Source organism: Ensifer sp. LC163, assembly GCF_001695855.1.
Classification (GTDB): Bacteria; Pseudomonadota; Alphaproteobacteria; order Rhizobiales; family Rhizobiaceae; genus Ensifer.
The window spans coordinates 409,675-425,551 of sequence record NZ_MBSS01000023.1; the positions used below are offsets into that span (position 1 = coordinate 409,675).

Genomic DNA, 15,877 nt, shown 5'->3' on the forward strand with positions numbered 1-15,877 from the left:
TGGTCGACGGGCAGTTTCGCCCCATGATGCCCCATCTCCGATGGGATATGCGTCATGGGGTTTTTGGTTTTTGGCAGGTCCATGCGCGACGCGGTGAAGATCGGTATCCTGTATTCGACGACCGGCCCCTACGGGACGATGGGGCGCGACTGCCGCGATGGCGCCGAGCTGGCCATCGAGGAGATTGCGGCGCGCTACCCCGGGCGCATCGAACCCGTCTTCGTCGATCCCCACGCCAACATCGATCGGTACCTCGAAGGCGCGCGCTCGCTGCTGCGCGACCAAGGCTGCCGGCACATCGTCGGCACGATCACGTCGCTGGCGCGCAAGGAAGTCATTCCGCTCGTCGAGAAGCATGACGGGCTGCTCTGGTACATGTGCCCCTATGAGGGGTTCGAGGCCAATGACAACGTCGTCTATACCGGCGGCTGTCCGAACCAGCATCTGCTGCCGCTGCTCGACTATCTGCTGCCGCGCTTTGGCCTCCGTCCCTATCTCGTCGGGGCCAACTACGTCTGGGGCTGGGAGATGAACCGCCTCGCCCGCGAGCTGATCGAGGAGGCGGGGGGATCGGTACTCGGTGAGCGCTATCTGCCGCTCGAGGAAACCGCGGTCGAGCGCATCGTTGCGGAAATCGAGCAACGGCGGCCGAGCTTCATCCTCAACAATCTCGTCGGCCCGTCGAGTTATGCCTTCCATGCGGCGATCAGGGCGCTCAGTGAACGCGATCCGGCCTTCCGCCCGGAAAACTGCCCGGTGGTCAGCTGCGATCTGCAGGAGTGCGAGCTGACCGATATCGGCCTTGGCGTGGCGACCGGGCAGCTCTGCGCAGCCGCCTATTTCGACACGGTGGCATCCGCCGAAAACGCCGCATTCAAGGCTGAGGTCAGCGCGCGTTTCGGCTCGTCACGCCGGATTTCCAGCGTCTTTGCCAGCGCCTATGCATCGGTCAAGCTCTGCGCCGAGGCGATCATCGATGCCGGCACCGACGACCCGGTGGCGGTCTCCAGCCTGCTTTGCGCGGCACCCCGTTCGACCGTTCTCGGCCCGCTCAGGATCGACCCGGAAACCCGCCATGCAGCACTTCCCTTCCATCTCGGGCGCATCAACGACGAGGGGGGCTTCGATATCATCGCCTCCGAGCCCGCCATCGTCGCGGACCCGTATCTGACAGGCCGGCGGACGCGCAAGCCACCCCAGCTCCGGATCGTCTCATGAGGGAAACACCGAACTTTGCCGGCTGGCGTGCCACGATCCTCCATCGCGAGGACTCAACGACGGAGCGGCTCACCCGCCAGCTGAAGCTCTTCGGCTTTCACGTTCATGTTCAATGGACGCCGCTCGACGCCGACAACCTGCCCGACCTCATTCTCGTCGATGCCGATCAGGGTTGGACCGGGCTGCTGCCCTGGACCGACGAACGGGCGCCGCGCCCCCTCGTTGCCCTGCTCGGGTCCGAAGCCCCTGGCCGGGTGGCCTGGGCGATGGGGCAGGGTGCCTCGGCCATCATCGCCAAACCCCTGGCATCTTCGGCCGTCTATCCCGCGTTGGTTATGGCGCTTGCCATTCATCGCGAGCGCAAGGCAGTGACCGAAAGGATCGCGCATCTGGAAGAGCGGGTTCGCATGCGCCCGCTGGTCCATGCCGCGGTGCAGAAGATCGGCAACGCCCGCAAGCTGGATGAAGAGCAGGCCTATCGGATCCTGCGCAACTGCGCGATGCAGCGCCGGCTGTCGATGGAGCAGGTCGCAGCCTCGATCCTTGGCGGCGCCGAGCCGCTGCCGGAGGCAGGCTGATGCGGGCAGTCAAAGCCATGGTCCGGCAGCCGGCAGCATTGTTCGGCCTGATCGTCGTTGCCCTTGTGGTGTTCCTTGCGGTCGCCGCTCCCTTGATCGCGCCCTACAGCCCGGATGAACAGATGTTCGACGGGTTGACGCTGGAGGGGGCGCCGCTTCCGCCGAGCGCACAGTTCCTTCTCGGCACCGACACGCTCGGGCGCGATCTGTTCTCGCGGCTTCTCTACGGTGCACGGACATCGCTCGTCATCGGCCTTGTCGCCAACGGCATCGCGGTGGCGATCGGGCTTCTGATCGGCATCCTGTCCGGCTACATGCGCGGCATCGTCGGCGGCGCGCTGATGCGCTTTACAGATCTGATGATGGCCTTTCCGGCCCTGCTTTTGGCCATCGTTCTTGCAGCGCTGCTGCGACCGAGCCTCTGGATCGTCGCCATGGTCATTGCGCTCGTCAATTGGGTACAGGTGGCGCGCATCGTCTATACCGAAACGCGCGGGCTGGTGGAGCGCGACTTCATCCTGGCCGAGCGGTCGCTCGGCGCCGGGCATGGTCGCATCCTGTTTCACCATATCCTACCGCATCTGGTGCCGACGGCGATCGTCTGGGGAACGCTCGGCATTGCGACGACCGTGCTGCTCGAAGCGACGCTCTCCTTCCTCGGCATCGGCGTGCAGCCGCCGACACCGTCCTGGGGCAACATCATCTTCGAAAGCCAGAGCTACTTCCAGGCTGCTCCCTGGCTCGTCTTCATTCCCGGTGCCGTCATTCTTCTGACCGCGCTCTCCTTCAATCTGGTCGGCGACGCGCTGCGCGACATTCTCGACCCGACGCAGCGGGGAAGGGGCTGACATGGTTTTCCTGCTCCTTCGCCGTCTGGTGCAGACCGCGCTGATCCTTCTCGGCGTGGCAGTCATCACCTTTCTGCTGCTCTATGCGCTTCCGGCCGACCCCGCCCGCATGATCGCCGGGCGCAGCGCCACAGCGCAGACGGTGGCCAACATCCGGCGCGAACTCGGCCTCGACCAGCCCCTGCTCGCTCAGTTCTGGAATTACCTGCAAGGCCTGTTTCAGGGCGACCTCGGCCGGTCCTACGCGCAGAAGACCGATGTCGGCGCGCTGATTGCCGCGCGGCTGCCGGCAACGCTGATCCTGATGGCGGCCGGAATTGCCGTCGAGGTCGTGCTCGGCGTATTTCTCGGCGTGCTGGCCGCCGTGCGCCGTGGCGGCTTCGTCGATCGCTTCGTCATGATGGCCTCCTTCGTCGGCGTTTCTGCACCGCAGTTCGTGGCGGCACTGCTGCTGCTCTACGTTTTCGCAGTGACGCTCGCCTGGTTCCCGATGAGCGGCTTCGGCACGCCGGCCCATGTGGTGCTGCCCGCCCTGACGCTCGGGGTCCTCGGTGCCGGCTGGTATGCGCGCATGGTGCGCTCGGCGATGATCGACGTGCTCAACCAGGATTATGTCCGCACCGCCCGGGCAAAGGGCCTGTCGTCGGCCCGCATCGTCTTTCGCCATGCGCTGCCCAACGCGCTGCTGCCGATCATCGCCATGATCGGTATCGATATCGGCCAGTTCATGAGCGGCGTCGTCGTGGTCGAGGCCGTCTATGGCTGGCCCGGTATCGGCCAGCTCGCCTGGCAGGCGATCCAGCAGGTCGACATTCCAATCATCATGGGGGTGACGCTCGTCTCGGCGCTCGCGATCGTGCTCGGCAATCTCATTGCCGACATTCTTGCGCCGCTCGTCGATCCGCGCATTCGCGCCCGCTAAACCACACGGCAACCAAAAAGGGGAACAAAAATGTTCAAACGCTGGCTTCGAAACTCAACCGTCGCGACGGCGCTGCTTCTTGCGCCTTTGCCTGCTTTCGCGCAGGACGCGCCGAAACAGGGCGGCGAGATCGTCATCACCTACAAGGACGACATCGCCACGCTCGATCCGGCCATCGGTTACGACTGGGTCAATTGGTCTATGATCAAGAGCCTGTTTTCACGCCTGATGGATTATACGCCCGGCACCACGGAGCTGGTCCCGTCGCTTGCCGAAAGCTACGAGGTTGCGCCCGATGGCCTGACCTACTCGTTCAAGCTTCGCAAGGGCGCGAAGTTCACCAACGGCCGCGAGATCGTCGCCGCGGATGTGAAGTACTCGATCGAGCGCGCGGTCGATCCGAAGACGCAAGGGCCGGGGGCCGGCTTCTTCGGTGCGATCAAGGGATTTGACGATCTGACCGGCGGCAAGACGACGGCGCTCGAGGGCATCGAGGCGCCTGATGCCTCGACAGTCGTCTTCCATCTGTCTCGTCCCGATGCGACCTTCCTGCATGTTCTTGCCGTCAACTTCGCTTCCGTCGTGCCGAAGGAAGCGGTCGAGGCTGCTGCGGGCGATTTCGGCAAGAAACCCGTCGGCTCGGGCACCTTCATCCTTAGGGATTGGACCGTCGGTCAGAGCCTGACCTTCGAGCGCAATCCGGATTACTTCATCAAGGATATGCCGCGTATCGACAAGTTCACGGTCGAGGTCGGCCAGGAGCCGCTGGTTGCATTGCTGCGGCTGCAGAAGGGTGAGGTCGATATTGCCGGCGACGGCATTCCGCCGGCAAAGTTCCTCGAAATCAAGAATTCGCCGGAAGGCGCCGAGATCATCGTCGACGGCCAGCAGTTGCACACCGGCTATCTGACGCTCAACACCAAGGTAAAGCCCTTCGACGACGTCAAGGTGCGCCAGGCGGTCAACATGGCGATCAACAAGGAGCGCATCACCCGCATCCTCAATGGCCGGGCGACGTCGGCCAACCAGCCGCTGCCGCCACTGATGCCGGGCTACGACAAGGGTTTCACCGGCTACGCCTTCGACGTTGAGAAAGCCAAGGCGCTGCTGGCCGAAGCCGGTCATCCCGATGGGTTCGAGACAATTCTCTATTCCACCAACACCGATCCGCAGCCGCGCATCGCCCAGGCGATCCAGCAGGATCTGGCAGCGGTCGGCATCAAGGCGGAGGTTCGCGCGCTGGCCCAGGCCAATGTCATCGCCGCTGGCGGCACCGAAGGCGAAGCGCCGATGATCTGGTCCGGCGGCATGGCCTGGATCGCCGACTTCCCGGATCCGTCGAATTTCTACGGTCCGATCCTCGGTTGCTCGGGCGCGGTCCAGGGCGGCTGGAACTGGTCCTGGTACTGCAATGAAGATCTCGACGCCCGTGCCGTCGCTGCCGATTCCATGTCGGATCCGGCCAAGGCTGCCGAGCGCCAGGCGGCATGGGGCAAGATCTTCACCGACATCATGGCGGACGCGCCCTGGGTGCCGGTGACCAATGAACGCCGCGTCGTTGCCAAGTCGCCGCGCATGGGCGGTGCGGGAGAGATCTACGTCGATCCGACCCGGGTCATCAACTACGACGCGATCTACGTGAAGCAATAAGCGCTTGGGCTCTCCGGGGCTTGTATCCGGAGAGCCCCAAATCATCTGGGGAGAAGAAAATGTGCGTTGCCTGCACCCATACCATCCACCGCGCCAAACACCATTTCGGCTGGAACTGCGACTTTGAACCGACATTGATCGCCAAGCCGGGCGAGACCATTCATTTCGAGTGCCTGGATTCGTCGGGCGGACAATTGGGTGCGGGATCGACGCTCGAGACGCTGGCAGCACTCGATTTCGACAGGATCAATCCGGTGACAGGCCCCGTCTATGTCGAGGGTGCTGCACCCGGCGACGTGCTCAAGGTGACGATCCGCCGCTTCATTCCCTCGGGCGTCGGCTGGACCGCCAACATTCTGGGCTTCGGACTGCTTGCCGATCAGTTCACCGAGCCGGCATTGCACATGTGGTCCTATGACGCCAGCACCATGGCGCCCTCGCTTTATGGCCCCGGCGGACGTGTCCCGTTGAAGCCCTTTGCCGGTACGATCGGCGTGGCTCCAGCCGAACCGGGTCTTCATTCCGTCGTGCCGCCGCGCCGCGTCGGCGGCAATCTCGACATCCGCGACCTGACATCAGGCGTCACGCTCTATCTGCCTGTCGAGGTCGAGGGCGCGCTGTTTTCGATCGGCGATACCCACGCGGCACAAGGCGACGGCGAAGTCTGCGGCACCGCCATCGAGAGCCAGATGGAAGTCGAGGCGACCATCGAGCTGGTCAAGGATGCGCGCCTGCAGAGCCCGCGTTTCACCACGCGCGAACCGGTGACGCGTCATCTCGACGGTGCTGGCTACGAGGTCACCACCGGCATCGGTCCCGATCTGATGACCGGTGCGCGCGAAAGCCTGATGCGGATGATCGACCTGCTCGGTGCCGAGCATGGGTTGAGCCCGGTCGACGCCTATTTGCTCTGCTCGGTCTGTGGCGATCTCAGGATCAGCGAGATCGTCGACGCCCCGAACTGGGTCGTGTCGTTCTATTTCCCGAGGATCGTCTTTTCGTGACAGCATCCCTATCCGCATTCCCGCCGGTTCTCAGTGTCGACAGGCTGTGCGTCGATGCAAGAACGCCCGAAGGGGCCAAGCGTGTGCTCGACGAGGTCAGTTTCGACCTGAAGCTCGGCGAGACGCTGTGTATTGCCGGCGAGAGCGGATCGGGAAAGTCCGTGACGTCGCTGGCAATCATGGGGCTGTTGCCGAAGGCCTCGCTGCGCATCGCTTCCGGCAGCATCCAGCTCGAAGGGCGCGAGCTTTCGCGTCTTTCGAACGCCGCGATGCGCAGCGTGCGCGGTGGCGATGTCGCCATGGTGTTTCAGGAGCCGATGACATCGCTCAATCCTGTCATGTCGATCGGCGCGCAGCTGACCGAGGCGATCCGCGAACACCAGGGATCGGAAGGTGTTTCGGCCGAGGCCGTGGCGCTGCGCATGCTCGATGCCGTGCACATCACCGAGCCGGGACGGCGTTTGGCCCAATATCCGCACGAACTCTCCGGCGGCATGCGCCAGCGCGTGATGATCGCCATGGCACTGTCCTGCCGACCGAAAGTATTGATCGCTGACGAACCAACGACGGCGCTTGACGTCACGGTGCAGGCGCAGATCCTGAAGCTGATGAAGGAGCTGAAGCAGGAATTCGGCGCCTCGATCATTCTCATCACCCATGACATGGGCGTGGTGGCGCAGATGGCCGACCGCGTTGTCATCATGCAGCAGGGACGGGTCGTCGAGCAGGGCGGGGTGCTGCCGATCTTCCAGGCGCCACGGGCACCCTACACCCGTGAGCTTCTGGCAGCGGTGCCGAGGCTTGGCGCCCATGCCGGCACGGATGCCCCACCGCGTGTGGGGGCGGAACCCATGGTTACCGGCGAGAAAGCGACAAGCCCCGTGTTGGCGGTCCGCGGCCTCGAAGTCCATTATGGCAAGAAGGCAAGCTGGTTTTCGAAGGGCAATTCGGGTCAGGCGGCTGTCAGCGATGTGTCCTTCGAGATCCTGCCGGGCCAGACATTGGGGCTCGTCGGCGAAAGCGGATCGGGCAAGTCGACAACCGGCAAGGCGGTGCTCGGCCTCGTGCCATTCAGCGGTGAGGTGCTTGTCGACGGTTGCAACATCGGCCCGCTAGGTCAGCGCCAGATGCGGCCGGTCCGGCGCTCGGCGCAGATGATTTTTCAAGATCCCTATGCCTCGCTCGATCCTCGGATGGCAGTGGGCGCGGCAATCGCCGAGCCGCTCATCATCCACGGTATCGGCAACAGGGGCGAGCGGGAAGACCGGGTTGCCGATCTCCTGCGGCGCGTCGGGCTCGGGCCGGATGCCGCCAGCCGCTATCCGCACGAATTTTCCGGCGGCCAGCGCCAGCGCATCTGCATTGCCCGGGCACTTGCCGTGAACCCGAAACTGATCGTCGCCGACGAAAGCGTTGCCGCGCTCGACGTGTCGGTGCGCGCCCGCGTGCTGGACCTGATGCTGGAACTGCAGGAGACGATGGGGCTCGCATACCTCTTCGTCTCGCACGACATGGCCGTGATCGAGCGCATGTCGCATCACGTCGCCGTCATGCGTGCAGGCCGCATTGTCGAGATGGGCACGCGCCGCGCCGTGTTCGAAGATCCGAAGGACGCTTACACCCGGGCATTGATGGCCGCGGTGCCGATCCCTGATCCGGCGTTGCGGGCGGTTGCGTAACTGGAACACATCGGAAGCTTCGCCCGGACACGGGTCAAGGCGTGTCGCGCAAAAGCGTGCAGCGGTTTTGCGATCAGGACATGCGCAAAAGCAAGAGCTTAAAGCGCAGCAAGCGAATCCTGGAGATCGCGGCGCGCTTTAAGGCTGCTGCAAGCAGAAGATCGCGAAATTGAGAACGAACAGCACGAGAAGCGTCGCGAGAAAGCTTCCGAGGAAGACGAGCATCCTTTCGCCGGCTGGTTTTCCACGGTGCTTTCGGGAGACGATTGTGGCGATCGCAACGCCCAAGGATATGCCGGCAACAGCCAGCATGGACATCAGTTGCATCGTAAATCCTGTTTGACGGTGCGAGGTTTATCGGGCGCGCGCAGTGATGTTGCACTGACCGACAATCATCGAACCTGCGGAGTTCATCGGTTCACTGGCCGGTGGCCCTGCCGCGGATCCGCAGCGCGCCCTCGAGTGCATCCTTGACCTGCATCGCGCGGCGCAGTCCCGGGGACTGTGTCTCGCCCGCGGCTTCGATGGCGTTCTGCGCATGGGAGATGGCGATGTTTATTTCGGCATCGCTGACCGATCGATCGAGGGCCAGCGCTTGCGCGGCAGCCTCATTTTCCATTGACATCATGTCACTCCATCAAATCACCCAGCATCGGGTGAGGAGCGTGTACCTAGGTGAAGCCGTGCGTGTCCCCAAGTCCATCCGATCGACACGTTCAAGCTATGCTTAACGAAACCTTAAGGGGCGCGGTGGGTTGGCGAGACGCTCCTATCCGGCGGTGTGCCGCTCACCGAGATATGGCAGCACGAACATGTAGAGACCGGTGGGAACCAGGATGGCAAGCGGAAACAGCGGCAGGAAATAGACCCATTCGACAGGTTGCTTGCCTATTCCCAAGGCTATGAAGATGGCGGCGACAACCACCGCGAAGACAAGAGACGTCCAGCGGTGAATTTGACGAATCCAGTTGTTCCAGTTCATTGGCACCTCCTCAAAATACCAGCCGGAACGGATCGGGCGATCCGCCTGGCGTGAACTCAAAATATGGGGTTGGTCTTCAGTCCAGCCGGTCCAAAACCTGTTCGAGGGCCGAAAGGAATCTCGGCCATCCAACCGTCGCACCTTGATAGTACGGCTGCTGATCCGGCCGGAAACCGGCCTGCTCCATGCGCAGGCGGGTCCCGGCACCGGTCGGGGTGAGCGTCCAGGTGACGACGCTCTTCAGATCCTTGGTATCCCACTTGTAGCACAGCGATTTGTTGGGTTCGACCGCCTGCACCTGACAGTCGACAGCGCCCCAGTCGGCAGTGAGATTGAAACGGTGCCCCCGATCCGGCCGGAAATCGTTCTTCATCAGCCATTCCTCGATCAGATGCGGTTGGGTGAGAGCCCGCCAGATCTTCTCCGCCGGATAGGGCACTTCCCGTTCGACGACGACGGTGAGCGTTTCGGTTGACGTTTCGATCATTGATCCATCCTTTTGAGCAGATCTTCGAGGTCGTCGAAGCGATGTTGCCAGAACCCGGCCATCTGGTTTGCCCAGCCGATCAGCGGGTCAAGCGCGCCGAGCTGCGCGCTATAGTGCGTCAGGCGACCTTCGTGCCGATCTTGCACCAGGCCGGCGCGCTTCAGGACCCCGAGATGTTTGGAAACGGCCGGTTGCGAGATCCCGGCGTGAGCCGTCAGCGCCCCGACCGTCTGGTCGCCGTCGCGGCATAGCCGCTCGAAAATCGCCCGTCGCGTCGGATCGGCAAGCGTTTTGAACAGAATCTCGTGGGGCTGCGGCGTCACAATTCAATAACTCGTTGGCTATGGATCAAATCAATAACCGCCGAGCTATATGTGAGTCAAGTCCACCAGCTTAGGTCCGATTTGAGCCGTAAATCACCGGGCGACGTCCGGGCGGGAAAGAGCGGCAGCCAGGTGGAATCGGCGTGGGTGCCAATTGCTCCGCGGGCGCAGACAGCGGACGCGGTACAGGAACAATGGCCAGCGTGAAGAAGAACGACAACGGCTGCCGGCGCTGTCGAGGCCTCTGAAAGACTAGCGTCCTCAGGCCCTGCCATCGGTAAACTGCACAAGATCCCAGAGATTGCCATAGAGATCCTTGAAGACCGCGACGATACCGTAGGACGCTTCCTTGGGTTCCCGTGCGAATTCAACGCCTCGCTTCACCAGATTGTTGTAGTCGCGCCAGAAGTCGTCCGTGCGCAGGAAGAGAAAGACCCGTCCACCCGCCTGGTCGCCGACGTAGCTTTCCTGATGGGCAGTAGACGCGCGTGCGAGAAGCAAGGAGGTGTTGCCGTCGCCAACAGGCTTGACGACGACCCAACGCTTGTCCTGCTCAGGTTGATAGGTGTCCTCGACCAGAGCGAAACCCAGCTTGTTTACATAGAAATCAATCGCTTCGTCATAGTCGCGGACAACAATTGCGATGAGTGCGAGCGCCTGGTTCATTTCTGCCCTTCATTCTTCCACGAGAGTACAGCTCCGCTGCCAAACATCTGTCGGCGGGCCGGTTGGCAAATAAGTTCGCCATATCGACGCCCAAGGCAATGACTCATCAGGTAATTGGCCGCGAACGCGGTGTTATCCCAACCAGGTTCTGCTCCGCAATTTGCAGCCGTCAACCTGCGCGGCCGATCGGCAACCCGGCTTCCCACGTCGTTGGGATGGCCGGAAACAGAAGACGCAGAGTTTGACGCCGCCTTCGGCGGTTGTCTCCGTCGCTGCGTATCGAGCAGGTCACGGGCACGACTGGCGTCGTGCCCGTGCTGCAATGGCGGCACAACCGTCTCTTCCCGACGGGCTTGACGGTTGTGCTTTCACCTCAGTTGATCCGAACGGCCGGAGCCCACCGAGGCGATGCCCATACAGCGATCCAGGGATCGTCGGGCGGTTCTCCGGTTTCGGGAAGCCCGATATCGCGGCGCATCCGGTTGGAGAGACCGGTCGTCTGGTTGATCAGTCGGTGCTGCCGCCAGGCTGCCCGAACGAGGCCGATAGTCGTTTTCCAGATGCCGAACGTGCGGCACAGTTCGTCGAGGGCTGCCGGCAGGGTGCCGACGACCGGAAATGATGTTTCACGCATGTGTTCATCCCGACGCTGCGACGCGATCGGGTCCTCTAAATGTTGATTTGGGCTTAGACGCAAATGTGCGCGCCGTGGGCCGGTAACGTTAGGTCAGTTGGGAAATGCCGAGCCGTTGACGCTCAGCGTTTAGGCGCTTTGTGAACCCGATGGGTCAACGCAGGATGCCCGATGCATCCCGAGCACAGCAACGAATCCACCAGGGGTGCGCATGTTCAAGAGAGTATATGTCATCTCACGCCTCCTCCAATGTGGGTTGCCGACAATATAACCTCGCATGAGAGTGTTCTTTCCGCAAGACGCAATTTCGAATTGCATTGATCGGCGAGAATACTGTTGCTCGACGGCAACAGTCTTCTGTGGCCACCATGCCAATAAGCTCATGCGCGTGAGCGGCTATGAATAGATATTACCAGTTTCCAGGGTCGGCAGTGTGGTCGACAATGGCGAACTCGTCTGCCTTTTCCCGATCCAGCGTGAGGGTGGTGATGGTCTTCGCCTCATCGGTGACCGAATAGCGCAATGGCGGCGGTCGCCTTGTCAGTTCCTCATACATGAGCAAAGCCGCTTCCTCGGCGGTATCGGCCTCGATTTCTTCCGTAACGGTGACGATGTACTTGTGCATAGCCTTAGACCCGGTCCGTGCTTGTTTTGACGCCTTGCGATGAACGGCGATTGTAGTGTTTCCCTCCACTTCCGCATACCCATTCCTATGTGTCAGGTACCGGCTCGGTTCGGACCTGAGGTCGGCGATGGAAGCTGCTCGTTGGCCGTTGCAGAACACGTCGGCGACGTGGTTCTCTCGGAATGCGCAGGTGCTGCAGGATAGGTTGCAGACGGTTTCGAGTGAGTTCGATGAGCCTCTTGCGGGGCCGGAGCATCCGCAACCGTAGTGGGGACCTGACGAAATCAAGGGCTATCTCGTCAGCGAGTTTCCAAGCCGGCGATAGCGGCAAAATCGATCAGCGGCTTCCCGTGCCGGTTCGCGGTCAGCCACCACGTCGCGGATGCGCGCCGCAACAATGTTTGAACTTGATGCCGGAGCCGCAAGGGCAAGGGTCATTGCTACGCCGTTGCAGTCGGCCGATCAGCGGCAACATGATTGCGGACGGCAGCCACGCGGCTGCGAACGCCGCCAGTTTGGCGGAGAGGCCCGGCACGACGAGACGTCGCCCCGACTTGAACCCGCGCCAAGCGCGCTCGGCGACGTAGTCCGCGTCGAGCCTCGGCAAAACCTTGAAAAGCGGCACGCGGTCGGCACCCGATCGTTGAAGGAATTCGGTCGATACCGGGCCGGGAGCAACGCATGTCACGGTGACCCCGGTGCGGCGCAGCTCCTGATGAAGCGCTTCCGAAAATGACCGCACGAAACTTTTGCTGGCGTAGTACAACGCCATGTTGGGGCCCGGCATGAAGCCGGCAATGGAGCCAAGGTTGAGCACCCCACCGCGGCCACGCGCGACCATTTCCGGCAGGAAATGGAGGGACAAGTCGGTGAGGGCGCGTATGTTGAGGTCGATGATCCCCAGCTGATCCTGGATGGGGAGTGTCGTTGCCGCACCCCGCAAACCATAGCCGGCGCTGTTGACCAGGACGTCGCAGCACAGGTTGTTCGCTGTTAGAAAGTCCGCCAGACGCGCTGACGCGTCGGCCGAGAACAGATCGAGCTCGAGCATGAATGCTTCGCCGCCGGCCTGGCGAACCTCGTTTGCCGATGTCGCCAGGTCGTCATGAGATCGCGCGACCAGCACGACCGGCCGTTTTTCTCGGGCCGCAACTTTGGCGATTGCCCTGCCGATACCCCGTGAGGCGCCGGCGACCACCACGGCCGGTCGGATTTCGGACTGTGCCATCATTTGGTCTTCCGCGACAACGGGGGCGCCTGAACGGTTTCGCCTTGAGCAAGGTTCAACACTTCGTCGGCGACGTCACCGTTCAGGATCGCTTCGAAGCGCTCGAGCGCGCGCGCGACATTGGCTCCATCCATGACCCGGTGGTCGTAATGGATGCGGACGGTGACCGAGCCGCTCTCGGAAATTGGGCCGTAATTGAGGAGCGTGGTCAGAGGTGTCAGCGGGTTGAGCGACTCGGCTCCGAGGCCCGAATAGACAGACAGCTGGAAGGTGCCGAAATAGTGCGCCCGCCGTGACCCCAGATTGAGCCCAAGCCACATGAGCAGCCAGCGGATCGGCCCAGGCATACGGGCAACCTTCAGGGCGCGTCGAAACTCCTTGATCTCCATCACCGGACGCGATCGCGCCGCATCGATCAGGGTGGCCAGTTCCGGGATCGGCAGGCGTTCCGGAGACTTGATCTTGCTCAAAAGGACCGCCCGCTCACCGTCATGCTCGCGCTCGTGGGCGATCGACGCCACGCTTTCCGGATATTCGTAGAGCTGAGGTCTGGGAAGTTTCACGTATGCGCGCCGGAGCTCGGGCGTCTCCCGGCAAAGAAGCGCGTATCCCTTCAGGAACAGCACGGTCCAGGACGGCCTGCTGATTTGGGCGATTCTGGCTCTTTGCAGTGGGTCGAGGTTCATTTGCCGCTGAACGGTAACGCGCGGCACCCCGATCGAAAACCGCATCAGATCGCAGACAAGGCGCCGTGGCGCCGAAAGCTTGATGGCCCGGCCTCGCATCGTGTCACCTCTAGTAAATGTAAGGGACGATCCGCTTGGTCCTCTGCATGTAGTCACGGTACTGCGGACCGAAAATCTCCAACATCATACGCTCCTCCTTGTCCACCCTCAGAAAAAAAAGCACTGCGAACCCAAGCAAACCCGCCAACCCCGCCACCCAATTGGACAGCAGCAAGGCTTGACCGAGGCCCATCAGCATGAAGGACGTGTACATCGGGTGGCGAACGAAGGCATAGGGCCCGCCGCTGATCAGTTCGTGTTTGTCACGAATCTCCAGCGTGATCGACCAGTTCCGGCCGAGCTCTTTGTGAGTCCGGCGAAAAACCCACAGGGCAAAGAAAAAGATGACTGTTCCAGACACAACTGCCCACGCACCAGTGGAATGGTCGGCCGCCTCTGGAATTCCGGTGGCAACGTAAAAACCCGGGATGATCGCAAGGCCAAGGAGGCCGGACGCAAGTCCGAACATGTCCAGAGGCGACCGGCGGTTGCTGACGACACGAGCGCGCTTTGCGCGGCGTTCGAACGGTACGCGGATAAAATACCAGGTGATGATGCCGATCACCCACACGATTTTGCCCAAAGCGGCAGTCGATACGATCACTTCAAGTCACCGGAGCCTTTCTGCGATCTATGATCGATTGGACGCAAAGCTCTGGATTGATCGCCTTTAGCCCGCATTCATCTGCCGAAGTTTGGTAACGAATTGCTGTGGTCTAAGCCAGATGCTGGGCGTCTTATATCCCATGGAACGCGCGATGTCCGCGACGAATGCATTGCAGTTGTAGACCGACGCCTGCCAGAAACGCGATTTGGCCTTAAGCTGCCTGATATAGGCAACGGTCTTGTTGTACTCGGCTTCGGTCAGCATGACGCGCCAGCTGGCCGATCGGTACGCCTCCTCAAGATCACCGTCGCTTGCTCCGGTTTCGGCGGGCACCGGCAGAAAATGTCCGATGACATAGGGTGTGGGGCTGGGCGTTGCCGGTGCCAGCCCTGCAACTTCGGGATCGATCATTCCTCCGGCCTTGTTCGTACGGCCGAAAATGACATAGGTGTGGCCGTAACTCAGGGCGTAACGGGATCGGAATTCGATAAAATAACCGCTTTCTCTGGCTACACCTGCGCTTACTGCAGGTGCGCCGCTGCTACTCGAGACAAAACGCGGTTGGGGCTTCTGATCTTCTGATTGGCAGGCAGCCGTCGCAAACGCGAGCATCACCACTAGCGTTAGTCGACCTCTCATAAGCGGCATCACTGTGAGTTATCTCCTGAACTCCGACGATCGCAGCCCGGCAAGGCTCACAGCTTTAATGCCGGTCCAGCCGGTTGGAATGATGTGGGGAGGGTTTTGGCCTCCCCACTCATCAGAAGCTCAAATTATTTATAGACCGGCGCCGGTTCGGCCGTCTCGGCGGCCGGCGGTGGGGCCTTACCCTTGCCTTTGCCGATAGTATCGCAGCCGCTCAGGCTGACGACGGAAAGCAAGGTAGCGATCACGATTAGATTTCTGCTCATCAAGAAGTCCTCTCCTCATCATGGAATAGGTTTATCGAAGGCAACGCTTATATTAATAGGGCGTTCGTCGCGGACGCCTAGTGCAAAAAGAACACAATTTGTGCCGTTGAACATAAAAGCGCGATCAAATCACGAAAACCTTCGTTCCGACCGGGGTGCGGTTGTACAGATCGACGATATCGTCGTTGGTCAATCGGACACATCCGCTCGATACTGCCTGGCCTATGGTCCAGGGCTCGTTTGTTCCATGCAGCCGGAACATGGTATCCTCCCCGCCGCGGTAGAGATAAAGGGCTGCTGCCCCCAACGGATTGTGTAGGCCGCCGCCGACGCCGCCGGCGTATTGCCGCAGATGCGGCTTGCGCTGCATCATGTTTTCGGTTGGCGTCCACGAAGGCCACTCGGCCTTGCGGCCGATTTTTGCTTCGCCTTTGAGCGTGCGTCCCTGTTCCCCGACGCCGATGCCGTAGCGCATGGCCCGACCGCCACCTTCAACGAGATAGAGGTAACGCTCCGACGTGTTGACGACGATCGTTCCGGGAGGTTCGCTTCCGTCATAACCCACATTCCGGCGTCGATAACGAGAAGACGGCCCTCCTCCGAAGGCAGAAAGAATGGGCTCGCCCAGTCGCTGTGCTGTTGAGGTGCACCCAGATGCCGTTAAAACCAAACTGCCGAGCAGGATCGCCCGCCGGGTAACGCGGTCACTGTTCATATCCACCTACTAGTA

General features: G+C 61.7%; 21 protein-coding genes. 7 read left to right on the forward strand and 14 right to left on the reverse strand.

The annotated features are described in order from the left end of the window. Positions 1 to 81 precede the first annotated feature (81 nt). From BC360_RS20050 to BC360_RS20080, 7 genes are read left to right on the forward strand one after another with little or no spacing between them, the layout of a single operon-like run. A complete protein-coding gene (locus tag BC360_RS20050; protein ID WP_065796751.1) occupies positions 82 to 1,218 on the forward strand; it encodes a transporter substrate-binding protein in 1,137 nt (378 codons plus the stop codon). Then, positions 1,215 to 1,796, forward strand: coding sequence for an ANTAR domain-containing response regulator (locus BC360_RS20055; RefSeq protein ID WP_065785158.1), 582 nt, complete (start codon positions 1,215 to 1,217; stop codon positions 1,794 to 1,796). Before BC360_RS20050 ends, BC360_RS20055 begins: the two co-directional genes overlap by 4 nt. Next, positions 1,796 to 2,644 (forward strand): ABC transporter permease, encoded by an 849-nt coding sequence (locus tag BC360_RS20060; protein WP_065796648.1) that lies wholly within the window; start codon positions 1,796 to 1,798, stop codon positions 2,642 to 2,644. Before BC360_RS20055 ends, BC360_RS20060 begins: the two co-directional genes overlap by 1 nt. 1 nt (position 2,645) lies before the next feature. Continuing rightward, the gene (locus tag BC360_RS20065; RefSeq protein WP_065785160.1) at positions 2,646 to 3,566 is read left to right on the forward strand and encodes an ABC transporter permease; all 921 of its coding nucleotides are present in this window, start codon (positions 2,646 to 2,648) and stop codon (positions 3,564 to 3,566) included. A gap of 30 nt (positions 3,567 to 3,596) precedes the next feature. Then, positions 3,597 to 5,216, forward strand: coding sequence for an ABC transporter substrate-binding protein (locus tag BC360_RS20070; RefSeq protein ID WP_065796649.1), 1,620 nt, complete (start codon positions 3,597 to 3,599; stop codon positions 5,214 to 5,216). 59 nt (positions 5,217 to 5,275) lie between these two features. Next, on the forward strand, positions 5,276 to 6,220 hold the full coding sequence (locus BC360_RS20075; RefSeq protein ID WP_065796650.1) for an acetamidase/formamidase family protein: 945 nt from the start codon (positions 5,276 to 5,278) through the stop codon (positions 6,218 to 6,220). Continuing rightward, positions 6,217 to 7,899, forward strand: coding sequence for an ABC transporter ATP-binding protein (locus BC360_RS20080; protein ID WP_065796651.1), 1,683 nt, complete (start codon positions 6,217 to 6,219; stop codon positions 7,897 to 7,899). Before BC360_RS20075 ends, BC360_RS20080 begins: the two co-directional genes overlap by 4 nt. Positions 7,900 to 8,037: 138 nt before the next feature. On the opposite strand, the gene BC360_RS32195 is transcribed toward BC360_RS20080, so the two are convergent. From BC360_RS32195 to BC360_RS20150, 14 genes are all read right to left on the reverse strand, one after another. Continuing rightward, positions 8,038 to 8,226 (reverse strand): hypothetical protein, encoded by a 189-nt coding sequence (locus BC360_RS32195; protein ID WP_065796652.1) that lies wholly within the window; start codon positions 8,224 to 8,226, stop codon positions 8,038 to 8,040. A 91-nt stretch (positions 8,227 to 8,317) separates the two neighbouring features. After that, the gene (locus BC360_RS20090; RefSeq protein WP_139110117.1) at positions 8,318 to 8,524 is read right to left on the reverse strand and encodes a hypothetical protein; all 207 of its coding nucleotides are present in this window, start codon (positions 8,522 to 8,524) and stop codon (positions 8,318 to 8,320) included. 144 nt (positions 8,525 to 8,668) lie between these two features. Further along, the gene (locus tag BC360_RS20095) at positions 8,669 to 8,881 is read right to left on the reverse strand and encodes a hypothetical protein (RefSeq protein ID WP_065785166.1); all 213 of its coding nucleotides are present in this window, start codon (positions 8,879 to 8,881) and stop codon (positions 8,669 to 8,671) included. Between the two features lie 76 nt (positions 8,882 to 8,957). Then, on the reverse strand, positions 8,958 to 9,368 hold the full coding sequence (locus BC360_RS20100) for an SRPBCC family protein (RefSeq protein WP_065796653.1): 411 nt from the start codon (positions 9,366 to 9,368) through the stop codon (positions 8,958 to 8,960). Beyond that, positions 9,365 to 9,691: an ArsR/SmtB family transcription factor gene (locus BC360_RS20105; RefSeq protein WP_065785168.1), complete on the reverse strand. Its 327-nt coding sequence runs from the start codon at positions 9,689 to 9,691 to the stop codon at positions 9,365 to 9,367. The genes BC360_RS20100 and BC360_RS20105 overlap by 4 nt, the downstream gene beginning before the upstream one ends. A gap of 261 nt (positions 9,692 to 9,952) precedes the next feature. Further along, positions 9,953 to 10,357 carry a VOC family protein gene (locus BC360_RS20110; RefSeq protein WP_065785169.1) on the reverse strand — a complete coding sequence of 135 codons (405 nt, stop codon included), beginning with the start codon at positions 10,355 to 10,357 and terminating at the stop codon, positions 9,953 to 9,955. Positions 10,358 to 10,730: 373 nt separating this feature from the next. Beyond that, positions 10,731 to 10,991 carry a hypothetical protein gene (locus BC360_RS20115; RefSeq protein WP_065785170.1) on the reverse strand — a complete coding sequence of 87 codons (261 nt, stop codon included), beginning with the start codon at positions 10,989 to 10,991 and terminating at the stop codon, positions 10,731 to 10,733. 409 nt (positions 10,992 to 11,400) lie between these two features. Next, positions 11,401 to 11,616 (reverse strand): hypothetical protein, encoded by a 216-nt coding sequence (locus BC360_RS20120; RefSeq protein WP_065796654.1) that lies wholly within the window; start codon positions 11,614 to 11,616, stop codon positions 11,401 to 11,403. A gap of 364 nt (positions 11,617 to 11,980) precedes the next feature. Beyond that, positions 11,981 to 12,847, reverse strand: coding sequence for an SDR family NAD(P)-dependent oxidoreductase (locus tag BC360_RS20125; RefSeq protein WP_065796655.1), 867 nt, complete (start codon positions 12,845 to 12,847; stop codon positions 11,981 to 11,983). Further along, positions 12,844 to 13,629 (reverse strand): hypothetical protein, encoded by a 786-nt coding sequence (locus BC360_RS20130; protein ID WP_065796656.1) that lies wholly within the window; start codon positions 13,627 to 13,629, stop codon positions 12,844 to 12,846. Before BC360_RS20130 ends, BC360_RS20125 begins: the two co-directional genes overlap by 4 nt. 10 nt (positions 13,630 to 13,639) lie before the next feature. Further along, complete coding sequence (locus BC360_RS20135) at positions 13,640 to 14,233, reverse strand: protein-S-isoprenylcysteine O-methyltransferase (protein WP_065796657.1); 594 nt, start codon at positions 14,231 to 14,233, stop codon at positions 13,640 to 13,642. 66 nt (positions 14,234 to 14,299) lie between these two features. Beyond that, entirely contained in the window at positions 14,300 to 14,884 is a 585-nt protein-coding gene (locus tag BC360_RS20140; RefSeq protein ID WP_065796658.1) for a hypothetical protein, read from the reverse strand. Between the two features lie 125 nt (positions 14,885 to 15,009). Then, entirely contained in the window at positions 15,010 to 15,147 is a 138-nt protein-coding gene (locus tag BC360_RS20145; protein ID WP_065785176.1) for an ABC transporter, read from the reverse strand. 124 nt (positions 15,148 to 15,271) lie between these two features. Beyond that, complete coding sequence (locus tag BC360_RS20150; RefSeq protein WP_065796659.1) at positions 15,272 to 15,862, reverse strand: L,D-transpeptidase; 591 nt, start codon at positions 15,860 to 15,862, stop codon at positions 15,272 to 15,274. Positions 15,863 to 15,877 lie beyond the last annotated feature (15 nt).